At 73.7% G+C, this 19,106-nt stretch carries 16 protein-coding genes and 1 tRNA gene; 7 read left to right on the forward strand and 10 right to left on the reverse strand.

Annotated elements, in window-relative coordinates; all coding sequences use genetic code 11:
* Positions 1 to 9: 9 nt before the first annotated feature.
* Positions 10 to 396, reverse strand: coding sequence for a DUF7715 family protein (locus K8Z49_RS44755; RefSeq protein WP_024935993.1), 387 nt, complete (start codon positions 394 to 396; stop codon positions 10 to 12).
* Between the two features lie 67 nt (positions 397 to 463).
* Between K8Z49_RS44755 and K8Z49_RS44760 the strand changes: the two genes are divergently transcribed.
* Entirely contained in the window at positions 464 to 1,237 is a 774-nt protein-coding gene (locus tag K8Z49_RS44760) for an enoyl-CoA hydratase-related protein (protein WP_412516977.1), read from the forward strand.
* A gap of 169 nt (positions 1,238 to 1,406) precedes the next feature.
* On the opposite strand, the gene K8Z49_RS44765 is transcribed toward K8Z49_RS44760, so the two are convergent.
* Positions 1,407 to 1,480 (reverse strand) — tRNA-Ile (locus K8Z49_RS44765).
* 157 nt (positions 1,481 to 1,637) lie between these two features.
* Between K8Z49_RS44765 and K8Z49_RS44770 the strand changes: the two genes are divergently transcribed.
* Genes K8Z49_RS44770 through K8Z49_RS44780 form a run of 3 tightly spaced genes read left to right on the forward strand, consistent with a single transcriptional unit; the run spans position 1,638 to position 4,576 of the window.
* Positions 1,638 to 2,324, forward strand: coding sequence for an LppX_LprAFG lipoprotein (locus tag K8Z49_RS44770; protein WP_021598615.1), 687 nt, complete (start codon positions 1,638 to 1,640; stop codon positions 2,322 to 2,324).
* On the forward strand, positions 2,321 to 3,922 hold the full coding sequence (locus tag K8Z49_RS44775; RefSeq protein WP_412516978.1) for an MFS transporter: 1,602 nt from the start codon (positions 2,321 to 2,323) through the stop codon (positions 3,920 to 3,922). The genes K8Z49_RS44770 and K8Z49_RS44775 overlap by 4 nt, the downstream gene beginning before the upstream one ends.
* A 42-nt stretch (positions 3,923 to 3,964) precedes the next feature.
* Entirely contained in the window at positions 3,965 to 4,576 is a 612-nt protein-coding gene (locus K8Z49_RS44780; RefSeq protein ID WP_021598613.1) for a hypothetical protein, read from the forward strand.
* Between the two features lie 36 nt (positions 4,577 to 4,612).
* Here K8Z49_RS44780 and K8Z49_RS44785 read toward each other — a convergent pair whose 3' ends face one another.
* From K8Z49_RS44785 to K8Z49_RS44815, 7 genes are all read right to left on the reverse strand, one after another.
* Positions 4,613 to 5,320 carry a 3-keto-5-aminohexanoate cleavage protein gene (locus tag K8Z49_RS44785; protein ID WP_250361447.1) on the reverse strand — a complete coding sequence of 236 codons (708 nt, stop codon included), beginning with the start codon at positions 5,318 to 5,320 and terminating at the stop codon, positions 4,613 to 4,615.
* A gap of 24 nt (positions 5,321 to 5,344) precedes the next feature.
* Entirely contained in the window at positions 5,345 to 7,309 is a 1,965-nt protein-coding gene (locus K8Z49_RS44790) for a hypothetical protein (protein ID WP_412516979.1), read from the reverse strand.
* A 65-nt stretch (positions 7,310 to 7,374) separates the two neighbouring features.
* Positions 7,375 to 8,655 carry an adenylosuccinate synthetase gene (locus tag K8Z49_RS44795; RefSeq protein ID WP_111832960.1) on the reverse strand — a complete coding sequence of 427 codons (1,281 nt, stop codon included), beginning with the start codon at positions 8,653 to 8,655 and terminating at the stop codon, positions 7,375 to 7,377.
* 2 nt (positions 8,656 to 8,657) lie between these two features.
* Complete coding sequence (locus K8Z49_RS44800) at positions 8,658 to 9,629, reverse strand: hypothetical protein (RefSeq protein WP_021600392.1); 972 nt, start codon at positions 9,627 to 9,629, stop codon at positions 8,658 to 8,660.
* 12 nt (positions 9,630 to 9,641) lie between these two features.
* A complete protein-coding gene (locus tag K8Z49_RS44805) occupies positions 9,642 to 10,670 on the reverse strand; it encodes a molecular chaperone DnaJ (RefSeq protein WP_412516980.1) in 1,029 nt (342 codons plus the stop codon).
* The gene (locus K8Z49_RS44810) at positions 10,667 to 11,500 is read right to left on the reverse strand and encodes an NUDIX hydrolase (protein WP_111832959.1); all 834 of its coding nucleotides are present in this window, start codon (positions 11,498 to 11,500) and stop codon (positions 10,667 to 10,669) included. Before K8Z49_RS44810 ends, K8Z49_RS44805 begins: the two co-directional genes overlap by 4 nt.
* 189 nt (positions 11,501 to 11,689) lie before the next feature.
* Entirely contained in the window at positions 11,690 to 13,801 is a 2,112-nt protein-coding gene (locus K8Z49_RS44815) for an amino acid permease (RefSeq protein WP_412516981.1), read from the reverse strand.
* 520 nt (positions 13,802 to 14,321) lie between these two features.
* On the opposite strand from K8Z49_RS44815, the gene ggt reads away from it, so the two are divergent.
* The 3 genes from ggt to K8Z49_RS44830 all read left to right on the forward strand — a co-directional run bounded on the left by ggt (position 14,322) and on the right by K8Z49_RS44830 (position 17,445).
* Positions 14,322 to 16,079: a gamma-glutamyltransferase gene (gene ggt / locus K8Z49_RS44820; protein WP_412521289.1), complete on the forward strand. Its 1,758-nt coding sequence runs from the start codon at positions 14,322 to 14,324 to the stop codon at positions 16,077 to 16,079.
* A gap of 50 nt (positions 16,080 to 16,129) precedes the next feature.
* Positions 16,130 to 16,492, forward strand: coding sequence for a divalent-cation tolerance protein CutA (cutA, locus tag K8Z49_RS44825; RefSeq protein WP_021598687.1), 363 nt, complete (start codon positions 16,130 to 16,132; stop codon positions 16,490 to 16,492).
* Between the two features lie 86 nt (positions 16,493 to 16,578).
* Entirely contained in the window at positions 16,579 to 17,445 is an 867-nt protein-coding gene (locus K8Z49_RS44830) for an oxygenase MpaB family protein (protein WP_250361453.1), read from the forward strand.
* A gap of 6 nt (positions 17,446 to 17,451) precedes the next feature.
* On the opposite strand, the gene K8Z49_RS44835 is transcribed toward K8Z49_RS44830, so the two are convergent.
* On the reverse strand, positions 17,452 to 19,008 hold the full coding sequence (locus K8Z49_RS44835; RefSeq protein WP_412516982.1) for a DHA2 family efflux MFS transporter permease subunit: 1,557 nt from the start codon (positions 19,006 to 19,008) through the stop codon (positions 17,452 to 17,454).
* Between the last annotated feature and the right edge of the window lie 98 nt (positions 19,009 to 19,106).

Raw genomic sequence — 19,106 nt, forward strand, 5'->3', positions numbered from 1 at the left:
GAGCACCTCCTAGGGCTGGACGACCTGCCGTACCACGATCTCATCCAGCCGCCGCTCGACGATCACCCCCACCGGCCAGTCGCGGACGAGGCAGCGCAGCAGCGCCGCCTCGTGCTCGGCGAACGAGGGGTCGCAGCCCTGCTGCTCCAGGCTGCTGCTGATCGCGAGGACGTAGTCGTCGCCGGTGAACCCGGGGACCTCGCGGACCATCGCGGTCGTCGTGGCGCGGTGCGAGTTGAGGCCGGCGAAGGAGCGGCCGCAGCCGCAGCCGCCGTCGGGGTCGTCGCGGTCGCTGGCGCACACCAGCCCGATGTGGACCAGTTCGCCTTCGACGCACCAGTCGAAGTCGTTGTCGCGGAATCCCTGGCTGGAGTTGGTGGCGGTGAGCAGTTTCAAGGCCATACCCCCTCGGCACGGTGGACCCGACCACCGTACGACGAGGGTCTGACGTAACGTCGGGACCATGAGCGAAGACAACGACGTCCTGCTTGACCGCGACGGCGCCTTCACCACGATCACGATGAACCGCCCGCGGCGCCGCAACGCGCTGTCGCGCGGCTTCCTCCTGGCGCTCACCGACGCGTTCCGCGAGGTCGGGGCGACGGACGCCCGCGGGGTGATCCTCGCGGCGAACGGCCCGGTCTTCTCCGCCGGACACGACTTCGCCGACATGGCCGGGGCGTCCCACGCCGACGTCCGGGACCTCCTGCGGGTCTGCACCGGCCTGATGGAGACGATCCAGTCCGTCCCGCAGGTGGTGGTCGCCCGGGTGCACGGCCTCGCCACCGCCGCGGGCTGCCAGCTGGCCGCCAGCTGCGATCTGGCCGTCGCCGCCGAGAGCGCGGGCTTCGCGGCCCCGGGCGGCAAGGGCGGCTGGTTCTGCCACACCCCGCTCGTCGCGATCGCGCACAACATCGGCCGCAAGCGCGCCGCGGAGATGGCGCTGACCGGCGAGGTCTTCAGCGCCGCCACGGCCGCCGAGTGGGGCCTGATCAACTACGCCGTCCCCGACGACGAGCTCGACAAGGCCACCCGCGAGCTCCTGGAGCGCGCCACGCAGGGCAGCCCCCGCAGCAAGGCCCTGGGCAAGCAGGCCATGTACGCCCAGTTCGACCGCCCGGAACAGGACTCCTACGCCTACGCGATCGAGGTCATGGCCGCCTCAAGCCAGACCCCCGAGGCCCAAGAGGGCATGACCGCCTTCCTGGAAAAACGCCCCCCACACTGGCCCGCCTAGCCCACCCGTCAGAGGCCCGCCCAGCTCAACCGTCAGGGGGCGAGGGGCGAAGCCCCAAAGGGGGCGTGGGGGCGGAGCCCCCACATCGGGGGTCCGGGGGTCGTCCCCCGGGTCGGCATGCCGGAGGAGCCCGGCCCACGCTTTCCGTGGGCATGCCTCGGCCACTCCGTAGGGCGGGCGGGACTCGAACCCGCGACCGGAAGATTATGAGTCTTCTGCTCTGACCAGCTGAGCTACCGCCCCGGGGCGTTCCCGGTGACGGCCGGGGTTTGCCGGGTGCCATCTTAGCGGCGGCCTTTTTGTGAGGGCCACCGTGAATGGCGATGTCATCCTTGGGAGGGGGCGATGTCATACCTGGTACCGAGGACGGGCGCGGGTACCCGTCGGTAGGGTCCCGCGTATGTCCAGACGCAATCTCGCTCTCGTCCCCGTGCTGCTGGCGCTGGTCTTCGCCGGTGCGTGCGATGGTGGCGGGGGAGGCGAGCCCGCGAAGAAGGCGAACTTCGACGCCGCGCAGACGTTGCGGCAGTCCGCGCAGGCCATGGGGAACGTGAAGAGCATCGCGTTCTCCCTGGAGTCGGACGGGACCACTCCGGTGATCGTGAAGAGCGGCGAGATGAAGCTGCTGCGGAGCGGGGACGCGGAGGGGACGCTGACGGTGGAGCAGCAGGGCCAGAACGTGGAGATGAAGGTCGTCGCGGTCGGCGACAGCATCTTCCTGGACGCGGGTACGGGCGGCTGGCGGAAGCTGCCGAAGGCGCTGGCGTCCGGCGTGTACGACCCTTCGGCGGTGCTCGATCCGCAGCGGGGCATCGCCGGATTGCTGTCGGCGGCGCAGGCGCCGGAGCCGCAGGCGGTGGAGAAGGTGGACGGCACGGAGACCTACCGGGTGGGCGCGAAGCTGCCGAAGGCGCAGATCGCGGGGCTGATCCCGGGTATCACCGCGGACATGGACGGCCAGGTGTGGGTGAGCCGGGCCGACAACCGGCCGGTGAAGGTGCGGGGGGCGTTCCCGGGGGGCAAGGGCGCGGTGGTGATCAAGTTCACCGAGTACGACGCCCCGTACAAGATCAGCGCACCGAAGTGAGGGAGCGTCGCCGGGTCGCGATCGGCGCCGGCGGCGCGGTGGTGCTGCTGGCGGCGCTGGACGCCTATGTCGTGACGACGGTCCTGCTGCCGGTCGTGAAGGATCTCGGCATCGCGGTGAACCGGCTGGAGCGGGTGACGCCGGTCCTGACGGGGTTCCTGCTGGGGTACGTGGCGGCGATGCCGCTGCTCGGGCAGCTGTCGGACCGGTTCGGGCGGCGGTCGCTGCTGCAGGCGTGCCTGGTGTTCTTCGCGGTGGGGTCGGTGGTGACGGCGCTGGCGCAGGACGTCCCGGTGCTGACGGCGGGGCGGGTGGTGCAGGGCGTCGCGGGCGGCGCGCTACTGCCGGTGACGATGGCGCTGGCCGGTGATCTGTGGGACGAGCGGCAGCGGCCGGTGGTGCTCGGCGCGGTGGGGGCGGCGCAGGAACTGGGGAGCGTGCTGGGCCCTCTGTACGGGGCGGGGATCGCGGCGGCGCTGGACTGGCGGGCGATCTTCTGGATCAATCTGCCGCTGGTGGCGGCCGCCATGGCGGCCGTGCAGTACGCGGTGCCCGGCGGGCGCCGGGAGGGGCCGCGGCCCGGGGTGGACGTCGTCGGGGGCCTGCTGCTGGCGCTGGGTCTGGCGCTGCTGGTCGCCGCCGTCTACAACCCGGAGCCGCAGAAGGCGGCGCTGCCGTCGTGGGGCCCGCCGGTGCTGGGCGCGGGCGCGGTGGTGCTGGTGGCGTTCGTCCTGTGGGAGGTCCGGGCGAGGACGCGGCTGTTCGACCTGTCGGGGGTGCGGCGCGTCCCGCTGCTGGCGACGCTGGGCGTGAGCCTGCTGTCGGGCGCGGCGCTGATGGTGACGCTGGTGGACGTGGTCCTGGTCGCGCAGACCGTCCTGGACAAGGACGCGACCGAGGGGGCGCTGCTGCTGACGAGGTTCCTGGTGGCGCTGCCGGTCGCGGCGGTGGCCGGCGGGCTGGTCGCGCGGCGGGTGGGGGAGCGCTGGCCGATGGCGGCGGGGATGGCGGTGTCCGCGGTCGGATACCTGCTGATCGCGGGCTGGCCGGCCGACCTGGCGAACGCGCGCTATGGGCCGCTGCCGCGCATGGACGTGGACCTGGTCGTCACCGGTCTCGGGCTCGGCCTGGTGATCGCGCCGGTGTCGTCGGCGGTGCTGGCGTTCGTCCCGGCGGCGCGGCACGGGGTGGCGTCCGCCGCGGTGGTGGTGGCGCGGATGATGGGGATGCTGCTCGGCATCTCCGCCCTGTCGGCGTGGGGGTTCCACCGGTTCCACGCGCTGACGGCCGAGTTGAAGCCGCCGCTGCCGTTCCTGATGTCGGACGAGGAGTTCGCGCGGCAGACGAAGGTCTACAACGCGGCGCTGCAGGACGCGCTGCGGACCGAGTACCAGGAGATCTTCTGGATCACCGCCGGGATGTGCGCGCTCGGCGCGCTGCTGGCGCTGGCGGTGGGGACGCGCCGGAGCGCCGCTGATCAGGACAATAGCCGGATTTGGTCATCACCCGGGCATAACGGGCGCGAATCGGGAAAGGATTCGGCCACCGGCGATGTGCCGATCAACGAACTCGGGAATATCCTGGGAAAGGATGGCTAAGGCCTCTTGCCGGGAGGGCACTCCCCGGGGAGGTGAACGCAGATGCGCAGGTCCCGCATCGGCCGCGGAGGCACGCCGCTCACCAGGCTGCGCAGGCGCCTCGGCCTGGAGCACAACGAGCTGCGCCGCCGGGTCGACCGCGTCCAGCGGCTGGTCGGCCTCGGGCTCGTCCTGCTGCTCCTCGGCGTCGCGCCACCGCTCGCGGCCTGGGCCGCGTCCTGGTCCTACGACGCGGGCATGCGCGCGGAGAAGGCGGAGCGGGCCGACCGCCACCAGGTCGTCGCGACGGTCACCTCGACCGGCGGCATCGGCTCCTCGGGCGACCGCTACATCCATGAGACCGTCCAGGCCAGCTGGCCCGGCGCGGACGGCAAGCCCCGGGTGGGGACGCTGCCGAGCTGGAAGAACGCCAAGGTCGGCGCACACCGGACGATCTGGGTGGACCGGCAGGGCGACCCGACCGTCCGCCCCCGCCCGCACAGCCGCACCGTCACCGACGCCGCCTATGCGGGCGGCGCCACCGTGCTCGGCTGCTCGCTGCCGATCCTGCTCGCCTACGCCCTGGTCCGGCGCCGCTGCGACCGGCATCGCGACGCGATGTGGGAGGCCGACTGGGCGCGGATGGACTCCGCGGGCCACAACCCCCGTTCGTGACGCCGCCCGCCGGTGCCGCCCGCCGGATGAGGCGCGTCAGTCCACGGCGATGAGGGCGCGCGCCGTCTGGACCAGGGCCGCGTTGTCGGCGGCGGGGGAGCCGTCGGGAAGGCCGAGGGTGTCCTCCAGCCCGATGCGGACGTCCAGGTTCAGCCGGGCGGCGAGGCGCAGCACGGGCCAGGCGCCGCCGTCCTCGCCGTGCAGCAGGATCGGCACGGAGAGCCGGGTGCCGAGGTCGTGCAGGAGCTCCTTGGCGGTGCCGGTCGCGGTCTCCGGGTCGGGGTCGGTGACCTCGGCGAGGATCCGTAGCACGTGGTGGGCGTGCGGCCAGGCGAGGAACCGCTGCGCCGCGTCGGTGCCGGAGAAGATCCCGGCCTCGATGGCGACGCCCCGCTCGAAGAGCGCCTCGGCGACCAGCTCGGCGCCCTCCTCGTGGAAGTTCACCGACGCGTGGTCGGGCAGGACCGTCCAGGACCGGACGAGCGCGGCGCGCTCGCCCGGGTCGGCGGCCGTCCAGGCCCCGGTCGTCACGCCGACGTGGACGCCGGGCGTCCCGGTGCGGACGGCGGTGACGGTCTCGGCGACGTGGAGCGGGGCCATGGTGTCGGCGCCGGCGGCGTCCTTCGGGTGCACGTGGACGTCCTCGGCGCCGACGTCGATGGCGGCGCGGACCGCCGCGGCGATCTCGTCCGGGGACGTGGGAACGCCCTCGGTCCGGCTTCCGTTCGGGCAGACCTGGAGCATGGGGCCGATCATCTCAGGTGCAGGTCAGGGCGTGATGACGCAGGGTCCCCCTCCGCACGCGTCCACGACGGTGCCGGTCGTGAGGAACGTCGCCTTCTGCCGGCGGGCGCCGGCGTTGTTGCGCGGGTCGGAATGCGGGTCGCGGCCCGCGGTCGGCGGGGTGTTGGTGAGCGGCGGGACGGGGGAGCCGCTGTCCCAGACGACCATCGCGGAGCCCTCGTGGGACGCGCCGAACGTCGGGATGCCCCAGTAGGGCACCTTGTCCGGGCTCCGGCCGGGCGTGACGACGGGGGCGTGGACGCGGGCGCCGATCGTGCGGGCCTCGACCTCGGCGGCGACCGGCGCGACCTGGTGGTCGCCGAAGGCCACGTGCATCAGCACCCGGTGGGCCGGGGTGCCGGGCAGCGGGTCGTCCGTCATGTGCCAGGCGTAGCCGTCGGCCTCGCCGCGGTCCCAGAGCATCTGGATCAGCGCGATGCCGATCTGCTGGTCGAGCCTGTCCGGGTAGAACAGGTCGAGGACCCGGGCGTACTGCGGGAAGTCCGCGCTGCGGTTGAGCAGCGTGCTGTAGTTCATCGCCGGGACGCCGAGGACGGCGCGGCGGATGTCGGGGGAGACGGCGGTCAGCGCGCCGCCCATGATGCCGCCCTGGCTGTTGCCGTCGAAGGTCAGCGGGGCGCCGGTGTCGATGAGGGGCGCGCCCGCGTCGCTCTGGAAGGCCTTGTGCCCGGCGAATCCGCGGGTCATGGCGCGTCCGAGGAAGATGAAGTTCACCAGGCTCTGCTGGAGGCGGTCGGCGACCGTCCGGAAGCGGGTGAGGTCGGCGAGCGCTGAAACGACGTTCGGGACGTCCTCGTCAGCCATGCCGATCCACTTGGTCGCGCAGAACACGAAGCCGTGCTCGGACGCCATCGCCTTGACGTTGCCGGCGTCGACCTCGCCCTCGCTCCCGAGCAGGCCGTGCCCGTAGAGGGCGGGGCGCGCGGGCCGCGTGAGCGCCGATCTGGGGATCTCGCACTGGAACGGGACGGCCTGGGAGTTGCCCGGCAGCCGGGACGGCAGGCCGTCCCCGCCCCGGTGGAGGGACGATCCGGGCAGGCCGCCGTACTGGTCGAGGTAGCTCGGCGCCCAGACGACCCCCTTCACCTCGCGGGCGATCGTGTCGTCCACGTCGTTCCTGACCTCGGTCACGAGGAACGAGGGCGAGCGGTCGCCGAGGCCGCGCAGCGCGTCGTCGCGCATGTGGAGCACGGGCCCGGCGAGGCTCTGCCGGCTCGCGACGGTGAAGTCCCAGGCGAGGTAGAGGCCGTCGCGGCCCACACCGTTCGCCTGGAGGGCGGCGAGGACCCGGCCCATGTCCCGCTGGCGCCGGGCGAGCGGGTCGGCGGCCGGCAGGTCCGGGCCGAGGATCTTGGCGAAGGCGGCGTTCGGCCCGATCGGGTCACCGGAGGCGTCCCGCAGGTCGCGCAGCGCCACGGCGTAGCGGTGGCCCTCGCGGAGGTTCCGGGCCGGACGGATGATCAGCGCCTTCCGGTCGCCGGGCGCGTTGGCGTCCAGTTCCGCCCAGTACGGCCAGCGCTCCCCGGTCGCGGTGTCCACGAGGACGATCGGCGCGTCGTCGCGCAGCGAGGCGCCGATGTCGGTGCCCGGCGCCGCGCCGGTGCGGGCCAGGTCGAGGCCGGGGACGCGGCTGAGCAGCATCGACCCCGGGGAGAAGCCGTCCGCGCGGTTCCATTCGCCCGGCGCGACGGGGACGCCGAGCGCGTTCTTGATCGTCGTGCGCAGGTGGACGCGCCGGCCCGTGGACGTGGCGCCGTCCGCCACCGTGTACCAGTCGTTCGGGAAGGGCAGCAGGCACGCGGCCGGATCGATCGGGTCGCAACCGTCGCCGGTCTCCGCGGTGGCGGCCGGCGCGGCCGGGACGGTCAGGAGCGCGACCGCGGCGGAGAGCGCCGCGAGGGCCGACAGGGTGCGCTGGGGGATACGCAACGTCCACCTCCGCTGGATCCGCCGGGTCTCGGCCGATCGGTAGCGATCTTGGACCTGCCGGAGGCTCAGGTCAATGGCCGTCCGGAGGTGGCCACGCGGCCGCCACGTGCGGGGACGCCGGTCTTGTCGGCCGCGGTCGGGCCGTGGGACCGCAGGACGACCGGCGCGCCCGCCACCTCCTCGATCGTCGTTACCGCCTCCCCGAGCGGCGCGTAGACGGGACGCGCCCTGAGCAGGCGCTCGGTGAGGGCGGCCTGGCGGTCCAGGTCGGGCGGGCCCGTCTCCAGGCGCCCGACCCCTTCGCCGTCCATCTCGTAGGACAGGCAGACACGCAGGTCAGGACGTGCCCCCGCGACGTCCAGGTGCGTGACCGCCAGGCCGTCCACGCCGCCCGCCGCGTCCAGCGCGTACCGGAGCGCGACGGCGTCGAGGTGGCCGGCGCGGAACGCGCCCTGCCAGCGTCCCGTGCCGTTGTGCGGTTCGGGGAGGTCCGCGGTGAGCACCGGGTCCTCGGTGACGAACGGCCCCGGGCCGTGCCGGGTCGCGTAGGCGCGCAGGACGCCGAGCCGCAGCGCGGTCCCGCCGGCCTCGGCGAGCAGCGTCTCGGCGTTGGCGAACGTCGTCGTCGACCACGTCGTGTACGGGTGGAAGCCGTGCCACTCGTCCAGCAGGACGCCCTGGGCGCCCTCGAACACCACGGTCCCGCCGCGCAGCAGGCGGCGCAGGTGGGCGCCGCCGACGATCCGCACCCGCTCGGCGAAGGCGGTGAAGGCGGCGGCGCAGTCCTCGACGTCCGGGACCTCCTCCCCATCAGGGAAGGCGTCCCGGTACCAGTCGCGGACGGAGGCGAGCCGGCGCCGCAGCCGCGCGGGCGACAGGCAGTCGCCCGCGCGCGGCGCGTCCTCGTGCGCCAGGGCGTACGACGCCGTCTCGCCGATCCCCATGCCGCACGACCCGTGCCGGGCCGCGCCGCGCGCGGACTCCCGCGCGCGGTTGGCGGCCCGGTGGTACGGCGTCGTGAGCGGCGCGTCCCGGTCGGCGGTCAGCCGGTCGAGCGCGTCGCGGACGCCGAGCGCCCGCAGGTGCGCGGCCTCGGCCGCGAGCGCCAGCGGGTCGACGAGCATGAACCGCGACAGGTGCGTCCGCACGCCGGGCGTGAACGTCCCCGAGCCGAACTGGGCGAACGTGTGGTGCCGCCCGTCCCCGGCGACCACGTTGTGCGCCGCCTGGGCCCCGCCGTTGAACCGCACGACCGCGGCCGCGGGGCCCGCCTGGCAGAGGTGGTCGACGACCGTGCCCTTGCCCGCGTCCCCGAAGCCGAGGTCGACGACGATCACGTGGTCCATGGTCAGAGCCGGGTCGTCGCGGACGGGGCGGCGGCGTCCAGGCCCGGCGGGGTGGGCGCCACCGCGACCGGGGCGCGGGACGCCTCCAGCCGGGCGAGGGCGCGCGACACCGAGGCGCCCGCGTCCGACCCGGCCTCCTCCAGGTGCTCCAGGCCCTCGTCCAGGTCGATGGCGTCCTCGGCGAGCCCGACGGTCAGCGCGATCGTCTCGCAGACGGCGTCCAGGTCGTCCAGGTAGAGGACGTTCTGGCCGAGCAGCTCCTGCCAGAAGTCCTTCAGCTCGCGGCTTCCGGCGTGGTAGGCGCCCTCGGGGATGATGAAGTACACGTCGTACATCCGCTGCAGCTCGCGGACGAGGGCGGCGACCGGGACGTCCTCGTCCGGCTCGCCCCCGATGACCTTGGCGATCTCGCGCCGCTTGGCCTTGGGGTAGGCCAGCTCGTCGCCGATCATGAACAGGTAGCCGCGCTTCCCGCGCTTCTCGAAGCAGTCGATCGAGGTGTGCCGGGCCATGAGGTACATGGCCAGCTCGTACGACTCGCGCATCTGTCCGCCGCCCCCGCCCTCCAGCAGGATCTTGCCGAGGTCGTCGTCCATCCGGTTGTCGGCCTCGAACTGGCCGACCTGCAGCGGCGCGCGGTCGCAGGTCGCGTCGCCGACCGCGCCGAACAGGATGTGCGGGTGCTCGACGTACCCCTTGCGCAGCAGCAGCCCGAGCAGGTCGGGGAGCTTGGTCTGCAGCGTCCGCGGCACGGTCCCCATCGAGCCGGTCACGTCGAACAGGACGCCGATCGCGAGCGACTCGGGGTGGTCCTCGGAGTCCCGGCTCTCCCGGACGGTCACGCCGCGCGGGTCCAGGTCGGGGTGGACGGTGGTGGCGCCGCCGTCGGAGTAGGCGAACGCGCTGGCGCCGGTGGACGCGCGGTAGCTCGCGCGCGCGGCGTAGACGTCGGTGGACCAGTTTCCGCTTCCCATGATCTCTCTCCTTCAGCGGGGAACGGGCAGGTGGAAGGGGCGGAAGCGGCGCGGGCCGTAGAGCCGCTCCAGCAGCTCGTCCAGCTCGGCGAGCAGCCGCCAGGCGTCCGCGGGGCGCCGGTTCTGCGCGGGGAGCGTGCAGCCCCGCGCGAACGAGCGCATCGCCTTGGGCGCCTTGTCGCCCATCAGGTCGGTGATGCACCGGGTGGCCATGAAGATGTCGGTCGCCGGGCTCGCCGTCCGCCGTCCCGGCACCTCGGGCGGGTACCAGCCGGCGTACCGGTCGACCATCGCCGGGACGCGCCCGGACGGGTCGGTGTGCGCGTAGCAGCCGGGGACGGAGTAGCACCAGTCGACCAGGACCAGGCCGTGCTCCTCCGGGTGGATCAGCACGTGGTCGGGGAGCACCGCGCCGTGCAGGACGCCCGCGCGGTGCGCGAAGCCGAGGCCGACCAGCAGCCGCCGCCACATCCAGGCCGCGTCGCGCGGGTCGACGCCGTCCGGGTACGCCCGCCCGACCTCGGCCAGGCTGTGGAACCCGTCCAGCGCGGCGATCACGTTGACCTGGCGCTGCGCGCCGGTGGCGGCGTCCCGGTGCCGGAACGACTCGACCAGCCGCGGGACGTAGGGCAGGAACTTCCCGTCGCCGTCCTTGGGGAGCTGGCGGAGCGCCACGGCCTCGCGTTCGACCAGGTCGCCGTCGCGCGGGTCGCGCGGCATCTTCAGCAGGACGTCGCGGCCGGGGCCGACCCGCGCCCGGTACAGCTCGGCGAGGTCGCCGCCGATGGCGCCGCCGTCCAGCCGGTACGCGTGCCGGCGCGTGGTGATCGTCGCCGGGTCGCCGCCGCGGTAGCCCCGCCAGAGGTCGTTGAGGCGGATGAACGCCTCGCGGGTCCGCCCGCCGGTCGCGTCCGGGTGGACGAGCCGGGCGAGCCGCCGGTAGCGCCGCGCCGCCTCCGCCTCGTCGTCGCCGAACAGGTCGGCGGGCACCCGCGCCCGGTCCAGCCGCGCCAGCGCCTCGTCCAGCCGGTGCCCGCTCATCGGATCTCCTCCTCGCGGCCGGGGCGCAGGAGGGCGGGGTGCAGGAGGCGCGCGTCGCCGGCGCGGTAGAGGCGGGGGCGGGGGCCGCCGCGCCGGCCGCCGCGGTCGGACGTCGCGCCGGTGCTCTCCACGAACCCGGGCACCGACAGGACCTTGCGGTGGAAGTTGCCGGCGTGCAGCTCCTCGCCCCACACCGCCTCGTACACGGCGCGGAGCTCGGGGATCGTGAACTCGCCGCCGCAGAAGGCGGTGGCGAGCGGGGTGTACTCCAGCTTCCCGCGCGCCCGCTCCAGCCCGTCCGACAGGATCCGCGCGTGGTCGAAGGCCAGCCGCCGGGTCGTGCCGGGCCGCTGGTCGCCGGACTCGGTCAGGCCGAGCGCGTCCACCGGGACCCACGCCGCGTCGGCGGCGTCGCCGCCGGCCTCCGGGTCGGGCAGCTCCGGGGCGAAGGCCAGGTAGGCGACGGAGATGACCCGCATCCGCGGGTCGCGGCCGGGGGCGCCGTAGGTGCCGAGCTGCTCCAGGTGGACGCGGCCGAGCGCGCCGCCCTTGGCGCTCAGCCCCGTCTCCTCGGCCAGCTCCCGGACGGCCGCGTCCGGGAGGTCCTCGGCGTCGGTGCCCTGGAGGGGGCCGCCCGCCTGGACGAAACCGCCGGGGAGCGCCCACATCCCTTCGAACGGGGCGTTCCCCCGCCGGACGAGCAGGACGTGCAGGGCGCCGTCGCGGATGGTGAGGGCGACCACGTCCACCGTCACCGAGACCGGGTCGTAGTCGCGCGGGTCGTAGTTCGCGAGGAACTCGCTCTCGTCGCGCCTCGGGTCCGGTGCCATCGGTGTCCCTCCCGTCGATCTCTGACTGAGTAAGTCTCAAATAGAGTTCATCTCTAGCTGAGAACAACATAGCCCGCACATCACCCGTTGTCCACCCCTCACCCGAGACGGAACGAGGGCGCCCCCGGGGAAGGGGGCGCCCTCGGCGTTCGGCGGAACTCTACAAAACGGGTGTTGGGCGATACCGCCTCAGCGGCGGTGCCGTCCCCCCTGCGGCGGCTCCTGGGGCTCGTCGCCCGGACCGTACCCGGGACCGTACGGCCCGGGCCGGCGGGGGTTCTGCTCCTGGCCGCCCTGCTCGTAGGGCCGGGGCTCGTAGGGTCCGGATTCGTACGGCCCGGATTCGTACGGCCCGGATTCGTACGGCCCGGATTCGTACGGCCCGGAGGGTTGGGATCCGTACGGCCGGGATTCGTGGGGCCCGGACGAGTACGGGTTCGGCACGCCCGGATCGACCGCGTACGGGTCCTCGGGCGGCCCGGCGGAGTACGCCCCGGACGGGCCGCGGCCCGGTGGCCCGCCCTGCGGGGCCGGGTCGGTGGGGTAGGGCTCGGGCGCGAACCGGCCGCCCGGCCGGCGTCCCGCCGAGTACCGGCCGGTGGGGTAGGGGCTCTCCGGCGTGCCGGGGCGCCCCTCGCCCGGCCACGTCCCCTGGCCGACCTGCCCGGGGGTGGGGCGCACGTCCCACGGCCCCGGCACCGCGCCCGGGGGCGGCGGGGCCGCGCCCGGGGGAAGGGCCGCGCCCGGCGGCGGGGCGGGGGCCATCGGCGCGGCGACCGGGCGCGCGGGCGGCGGTGCGTCCAGCAGCAGCTTCATCTGGCTCTTGCGGCGCCCGTAGACCAGGTAGATGCCGATGCCGACGATCATCCAGATCGCGAAATAGGCCCACGTCTCGACGTTCAGGTTCAGCATCAGCCAGCCGATCGCGAAGATCGTCACGATCACGACCAGCGGCGCCGCGGGCATCCGGAACGGCCGGTGCAGGTCCGGCCGGGAGCGGCGCAGCGCCAGCACCGCCGCCGCGACGAACAGGAACGCGAACAGCGAGCCGATCACGACGAGCTGCTCCAGGGTGAGCACGTCGATCGTCTGCGACATCACCACGGCCGCGCCGCCCGCGAGGAGCGTGGCGCGGGAGGGCACCTTGTAGCGGCTCATCGCGGCGAGCGGGCGCGGCAGCAGCCCGTCCCGGGAGATGGAGAACACCACCCGGGTCAGGCTGATCATCAGCACCAGGATGACGGTGGTGAGCGCCAGCATGGCCCCCACGTCGACGATCTTGCCCATCGCGCCCGCGCCGACCGAGTCGAAGGCGGCGGCGAGCAGCAGCTTGTCGGGGTTGAGGTTCGCGATGCCGTCCATCCCGACCATGCCGACGAGCGCGACCGCGACGGCCGCGTACAGCACGATGGTGGTGACCAGCGCGGTGAGGATGCCGCGCGGCACCTTGCGGGGCGCGTCGTCGGTCTCCTCCGAGGCGGTCGCGATCAGGTCGAAGCCGATGTAGGCGAACGCGATGGCCGGCGCCGCGGCGAACATGCCCCAGACCCCGAACACGTGCGGGGTCCCGCCGCCGAGCGCGCCGAGCACGGCGTCCAGCACCGTCTGGTCGGCCTCGGGGGCGGGCTGGGACGGCGGCAGGAACGGGGTGAGGTTGCCCGGGCTGAAGAACTTCAGCGCGGTGGCGATGACGAGCCCGATCACGATGACCTTGGCCATCACCATGAACCACAGCGACTTCAGGCTCATCCGGCTGCCGGTGGCGAGCATCAGGACGACCAGCAGCAGGATGCCGAGGGCGAACAGGTCGGGGCCCTTCTGCTGGCCGATCAGCTCGCCGAGCCAGCTCGGGACCCCCACCCCGAAGTCCTGCAGCGCCTGCGCGGCGTACAGCGACCAGACCCGGGCGAGCACGGACGCGGCCAGCAGCAGTTCCATGATCAGCGCCCAGCCGACGACCCACGCCCACACCTCGCCGAACGCGACGTAGCTGAAGGAGTAGGCGCTGCCCGCGACCGGGACGATCGAGGACAGCTCGGCGAAGGCCAGCGCCGCCAGCACGCACACGCCGCCCGCGATGAGGAACGAGACGAGCACGCCGGGGCCCGCGGTCGAGGACGCCTGCTCGCCGGCGATCTTGAAGATGCCGGAGCCGATCATGACGCCGAGGCCGAGCACGACGAGATCGCGGGTCCGGTAGACCACGCGGAGACGGTGCCTGCCGCCGTAGAGCCGGCCGGTGGCCTGCTCGACCGGCAGCCGCCGGAACATGTTGTTGCGCATGCGCATGTCCAAGGTCATAGGTGGTCCCCCAAGGCCTGAACCCGCGCCGCTGATCGCGAGGTGCTTGCCGAAGTCCCTAAGAATTCACCAGGTATGAGCATAATCGCAACGTTTTCGCCCGGATTCCCGCCGTCTCGCCGTTGTCGCATCCTGCCAAACCGCAGGTCGGCGACGTGCCGCAATGGCCCCCTCACGCTGGGCGAGGACGGCCGAATGACTTTCCGGTGGACCGTTCCGCGGCAATAGGTCCCATTTCCAGAGGGGGAAAGCGCTTTATGATCTTTCGGTGCCGCGGTCCGGCGCCGCGTCCGGGGTCGGCCGGTGCGGACGGTGGCGTCCGACGAAGATCGGTGGCACCGTAGGGACGCCGCGTTCGTCTGGAGGTCCGGTGTTCCGCTCCCCATCGCCCTCGCACGCGCCGCCCGCGCGGGCGCCGAAGCCGTCCCGCGGGTCCCGCCGCACGGCCGCCGCCGCCGCGCTCGCCGTCGCCGCGTCCCTCACCGTCCCGGCCGCGCCCGCCGCCGCCGCGCCCGCGACCATGCCGGCGCACCCGCGGCCCCCCGCGAAGCAGCCGGTCAAGCAGGCGGTCGCGACGGGGTACGGCGGCGCCGTGTCCACGGTCGACCCGGACGCCAGCCGGACGGCCCTGGAGGTCCTCCGGCGCGGCGGCAACGCGATGGACGCGGCCGTCGCCGCGGGCGCCACGCTCGGGGTCACCGAGCCGTACGTGGCCGCGATCGGCGGTGGCGGCTACATGACCTACTACGACGCGAGGACGCGCCGGGTCCACGCCCTCGACGGGCGCGAGTTCGCGCCGAAGCGGATGAAACAGGACGCCTTCATCGACCCGGCGACGGGACGGCCGCTCCCGTTCGACCAGGCCGTCACGAGCGGGCTCGGCGTCGGCGTGCCCGGCACCCTCGCGCAGTGGGACCTCGCGCTGCGCCGGTTCGGCACCCGCGACCTCGGCACCCTGCTGCGCCCGGCGATCAAGGTCGCCGACCGGGGCTTCGTCGTGGACCAGGAGTTCCACGACCAGACCTCGACGAACGAGGCGCGCTTCCGCGACATCGTCCCGACCCGCCGGCTGTTCCTGCCGGGCGGGAAGGTGCCCGCGGTCGGCTCGGTCTTCCGCAACCCCGACCTCGCCGGCACCTACCGGGAGCTGGCGCGGCGCGGCACGGACTGGTTCTACGAGGGCGGGCTCGGCGAGGAGATCGCCCGGACGGTCGCCAAGCCCCCGGTGGACCCGAAGGCGACGCGCAACGTCCGTCCCGGCCTCATGGAGCGCGGTGACCTCGCCGCCTACCGGGCCGTGCCGCGCAAGCCCACCCACGTGCCCTACCGGGGGACGGACGTGTACGGCATGCCGCCCTCGTCGTCCGGCGGGTCCACCGTGGGGGAGGCGCTCAACATCCTCGGCAACTTCCGCCTGGACGCGCGCGACCCGGTCACGGCCCTCCACTACTACCTGGAGGCGTCCAAGCTCGCCTACGCCGACCGAGGCCGCTACGTCGGCGACGCCGACAAGGTGGACGTGCCCCTGGACGAGCTGCTGTCGTCCGGGTTCGCCCGCGAGCGCGCGTGCCTGATCAAGCCGGACCGGGCGGCGGCCGCCCCCGTGGCCCCCGGTTCGCCGGACGGGTCCTACGCGCCGTGCGTCCCGCCGGGCACCCAGACCAGGGCGCTGGCGTTCGAGGGCCCGCAGACCACTCACCTCAACGTCGCCGACAAGTGGGGGAACGTCGTCGCCTACACGCTGTCGATCGAGCAGTTCGGCGGCAGCGGCATCACCGTTCCCGGGCGCGGGTTCCTGCTGAACAACGAGCTGACCGACTTCTCGTTCCAGCCGCCCGCGCCGGGCCAGGCGCCCGACCCGAACCTGCCGGGCCCGCGCAAGCGCCCGCGCAGCAGCATGTCCCCGACCCTCGTGCTCAAGGACGGGCGGCCGAAGCTCGCGGTCGGCACGCCCGGCGGGTCGACGATCATCACGACCGTGCTGCAGATCCTGGTCAACCGGATCGACCTCGGCATGGACCTGCCCACCGCGCTGAACGCGCCCCGCGCCACGCAGCGCAACACCCCGCAGGTCTTCGCCGAGCAGCCGTTCATCGACCGGTACGGCCGCGACCTGGCCGCGCGGGGGCACCGCCTGGAGCCGTTCCCCGGGCCGCCCGCGGGCGTGATCGGCGCCGCGACGGGGCTGGAGTTCCTGCGGCCCGGCCTCGTCCAGGCGGTCGCGGAGCCCACCAGGCGGGGCGGCGGCAGCGCGCTCGTCGTCCGTCCGTCCAGGTAGCCGCCCGTGCCGGGGGCGTGCGCGGGCGGGGAGCGGGAAGGAGTCGTGCCATGGCCCACTCTTACGTGCAGGTGACGACCACCACCGACTCCCGCGCCGAGGCCGCCGAGCTGGCCCGGTCGGCGGTCGCCGAGCGGCTCGCGGCCTGCGCCCAGCTCGTGGGGCCGATCGCCAGCACCTACTGGTGGGAGGACGAGATCGAGTCGGCGGAGGAGTGGATGGTGCTCTTCAAGACCTCCGCCGACCGGTTCGACGAGCTGGCCTCCCTGATCACCGAGGGCCACTCCTACGACACCCCGGAGATCATCGCGACGCCGGTGGTGGCGGGGAGCATGGACTACCTGGCCTGGATCACCGAGCAGACCGAACCCGGCGAACGGGACGAAGCGGTAGACGACCTCATCGAGGACTAGATCGTGTGACGTCCGGCGTGGCAGGGTAAGCCTTCGATTACCGGGCCGGTGCCGACTCCCGGCCGCGGCGACGGAAGGCGGTCGACGTGCACGACGAGAGCGAGGAGCGGGCCGACCACGGGCTGTTCGGCCCGGGCTCGGTGACCTGGGAGGTCATGGGCGAGCCCGTGCTGGTCATCGGCGGGATCAGGGCGCTGCTGCTCCAGGCGCTGCATCCGCGCACGATGTGGGGGACCGCGCAGAACTCCGAGCTCATGGACCCCGCCGCGGCCTGGGCCAGGCTCGGCCGGACGGTCGAGTTCGTCCGCGTCCGCACCTACGGGACGCACGAGGAGGTCGAGCGGGTGGGCCGCCGCGTCCGCCGGCTGCACTCCAAGCTCACCGGCCTGGACATGCGGACCGGCGAGACGTTCCCGGTCGACGACCCGGAGAACCTGCTGTGGGTCCACATGGGCGAGGTCGACTCCTACCTGGACGTGGCCCGCCGCGCGGGAGTGCCGCTGACCGCGCGGGACGCCGACACGTTCGTGGACGAGCAGCGCCGCGCCGCCGCCGTCGTCGGCCTCGACCCGGCGGACGTGCCCGCCACGGTCGGGGAGATGAGGGACTACTACGCGCAGATGCGGCGCCGGATCTACGCGTGCCGGGAGGCGCGCGTGGGACTGCGCCGCATGTTCAGCCCCGCCCTCCCGCGCCCGCTGCTGCCGCTGAAGCTCGCCGCGCCCGGCCTCGGGGTGCTGGTCGTCTCCACGCTGCCGCGCTGGGCCCGCCGCATGTACGGGCTGCCGGGGCTGCCGACGTCGGACCTGGCCGCGACGCTGACGCTGAAGGGCCTCTACCGCACCACGCACGTCGTCCCCGAGCGGTTCCGGTACTCGCCGGACGCCCAGCGGGCCAGGCGGATCACGCGCCAGCACGAGGCGGATCTGGCGGGCCTGTCGATCGCCTCCTGAGCCCGGTCAGGCCGGCGGGGGAGCGTCCGGCACCGTGTCCCCCACGTGGTCCCTCTCGTGGGCCCCGTGCCGCGGCAGCAGCAGCGCCGGGAGGATCAGCACCGCGGTGAGGATCAGCGCGACCCAGAACGTGTGGCCGAACGCGTCCGCCAGGTTCGGCGCGACCTGCTCGCGGACCCGCTCGGGGATCTCGCCCATGCCCGCGGCGGCGCCGTCCCCGCCGGCTCCGGCCCCCGGGACCCGGTCGCCGATCTGGCGGGCCAGGATGACGGCGAGCAGCGCCGTGCCGACCGATCCGCCGAGCTGGACGATGATGTTCAGGGTGCTGCTGGCCCGCGGGACCACGGCCCGGCTCAGCGTCGTGAGCGCCGCCGACATGGTCGGCATCATCGTGCAGCCGAGGCCGAGGCCCCGCACGAAGAGGGCGGCGGCGAGCAGCCAGTAGGACGTGTCCGCCCCCACCAGGGCGAACGGGACGGTCCCGGCCACCAGGAGGACGACGCCGACCGGGACGACGCGCCCGGCGCCCAGCTTGTCGGTGATCATTCCGGCGAGCGGCATCGCGGTCGCGGCCCCGAGCCCCTGCGGCGCCAGCAGGAGCCCGGCCGCGAACGCGCCCTCGCCGCGGCCGATCTGGAAGTACAGCGGGATCAGCAGCATCGAGCCCATCAGCGCGAGGCCGACGAAGAACACCCCGACGGCGGCGGCCGCGAAGGTCCGGTCGGTGAACAGCCGCACGTCGATCAGGGAGCGCTCGCGGAGCCGCAGGCTGTGCAGCGCGAACAGGCCGACCAGGACGGCGCCGCCCGCGAGCCAGGCGATGGTGGACGGTTCCCCGAACCCACCGTTGCCGCTCGCGGTGGACAGGCCGTAGATCAGCAGGACGAATCCGGGCGGCAGCAGGACCAGCCCGCGCCAGTCGAGCCCCGGCGCGGCGTGCTCGCCGCGGTGGCGCGGGACGTTCCACCAGGCCAGCGCCAGGGCCATCGCCCCGACCGGCAGGTTGACGAGGAAGATCCAGCGCCAGTCGACGTCCTCCACGAGCCAGCCGCCGAGCACCGGGCCGAGGACGGGGCCGAGCAGCATCGGGACGCCGACGATGCTCATGACGCGGCCCATCCGCCGCGGTCCCGCCGCCATCGTCAGGATGGCCATGCCGGTCGGCATCAGCATGCCGCCGCCGAGGCCCTGCACGACCCGGAAGACGATCAGTGACTCGATGTTCCAGGCGGCGCCGGACAGCACCGACCCGAGGACGAACAGCACGATCGAGGTCATCCACACGCGGCGCCCGCCGAACCGGTCGATGGCCCAGCCGGTCAGCGGGATGACGGTGCCCATCGCCAGCATGTAGCCGGTGATGACCCACTGGATCGTCGACAGCCCGGTGGAGAAGTCGCGCCCGAGCGTCTCCAGCGCGACGTTGACGATCGTGGTGTCGAGGATCGCCATCACGGTCCCCGACACGATCACCAGGCCGAGCAGGATCGTCCGGCGGTCCAGGCGCTCGCTTCCGGCGGTGTCGTCCGGCGGTGCCGCCTTGGTGATCGGGCTCTCGGCCATGGTCGGTCCCCTCGCCTGCTCCGCGCCCCGTCTCCCCGTCGATCAAGACGTGAAACGCCTTGAAGTTCAACATTTTGCAGTGCATCACGGAATATGTT

The organism is Actinomadura madurae, assembly GCF_047130825.1.
Lineage (GTDB): Bacteria > Actinomycetota > Actinomycetes > Streptosporangiales > Streptosporangiaceae > Spirillospora > Spirillospora madurae.

Coding starts and splice junctions, on each gene's coding strand:
- cutA (WP_021598687.1), top strand. CDS start 16,130: ATGGCCCACTCTTACGTGCAGGTGACGACCACCACCGACTCCCGCGCC.
- K8Z49_RS44835 (WP_412516982.1), bottom strand. CDS start 19,008: ATGGCCGAGAGCCCGATCACCAAGGCGGCACCGCCGGACGACACCGCC.
- K8Z49_RS44810 (WP_111832959.1), bottom strand. CDS start 11,500: ATGGCACCGGACCCGAGGCGCGACGAGAGCGAGTTCCTCGCGAACTAC.
- K8Z49_RS44785 (WP_250361447.1), bottom strand. CDS start 5,320: ATGCTCCAGGTCTGCCCGAACGGAAGCCGGACCGAGGGCGTTCCCACG.
- K8Z49_RS44760 (WP_412516977.1), top strand. CDS start 464: ATGAGCGAAGACAACGACGTCCTGCTTGACCGCGACGGCGCCTTCACC.
- K8Z49_RS44795 (WP_111832960.1), bottom strand. CDS start 8,655: ATGGACCACGTGATCGTCGTCGACCTCGGCTTCGGGGACGCGGGCAAG.
- K8Z49_RS44805 (WP_412516980.1), bottom strand. CDS start 10,670: ATGAGCGGGCACCGGCTGGACGAGGCGCTGGCGCGGCTGGACCGGGCG.
- K8Z49_RS44770 (WP_021598615.1), top strand. CDS start 1,638: ATGTCCAGACGCAATCTCGCTCTCGTCCCCGTGCTGCTGGCGCTGGTC.
- K8Z49_RS44780 (WP_021598613.1), top strand. CDS start 3,965: ATGCGCAGGTCCCGCATCGGCCGCGGAGGCACGCCGCTCACCAGGCTG.
- K8Z49_RS44815 (WP_412516981.1), bottom strand. CDS start 13,801: ATGACCTTGGACATGCGCATGCGCAACAACATGTTCCGGCGGCTGCCG.
- ggt (WP_412521289.1), top strand. CDS start 14,322: ATGCCGGCGCACCCGCGGCCCCCCGCGAAGCAGCCGGTCAAGCAGGCG.
- K8Z49_RS44800 (WP_021600392.1), bottom strand. CDS start 9,629: ATGGGAAGCGGAAACTGGTCCACCGACGTCTACGCCGCGCGCGCGAGC.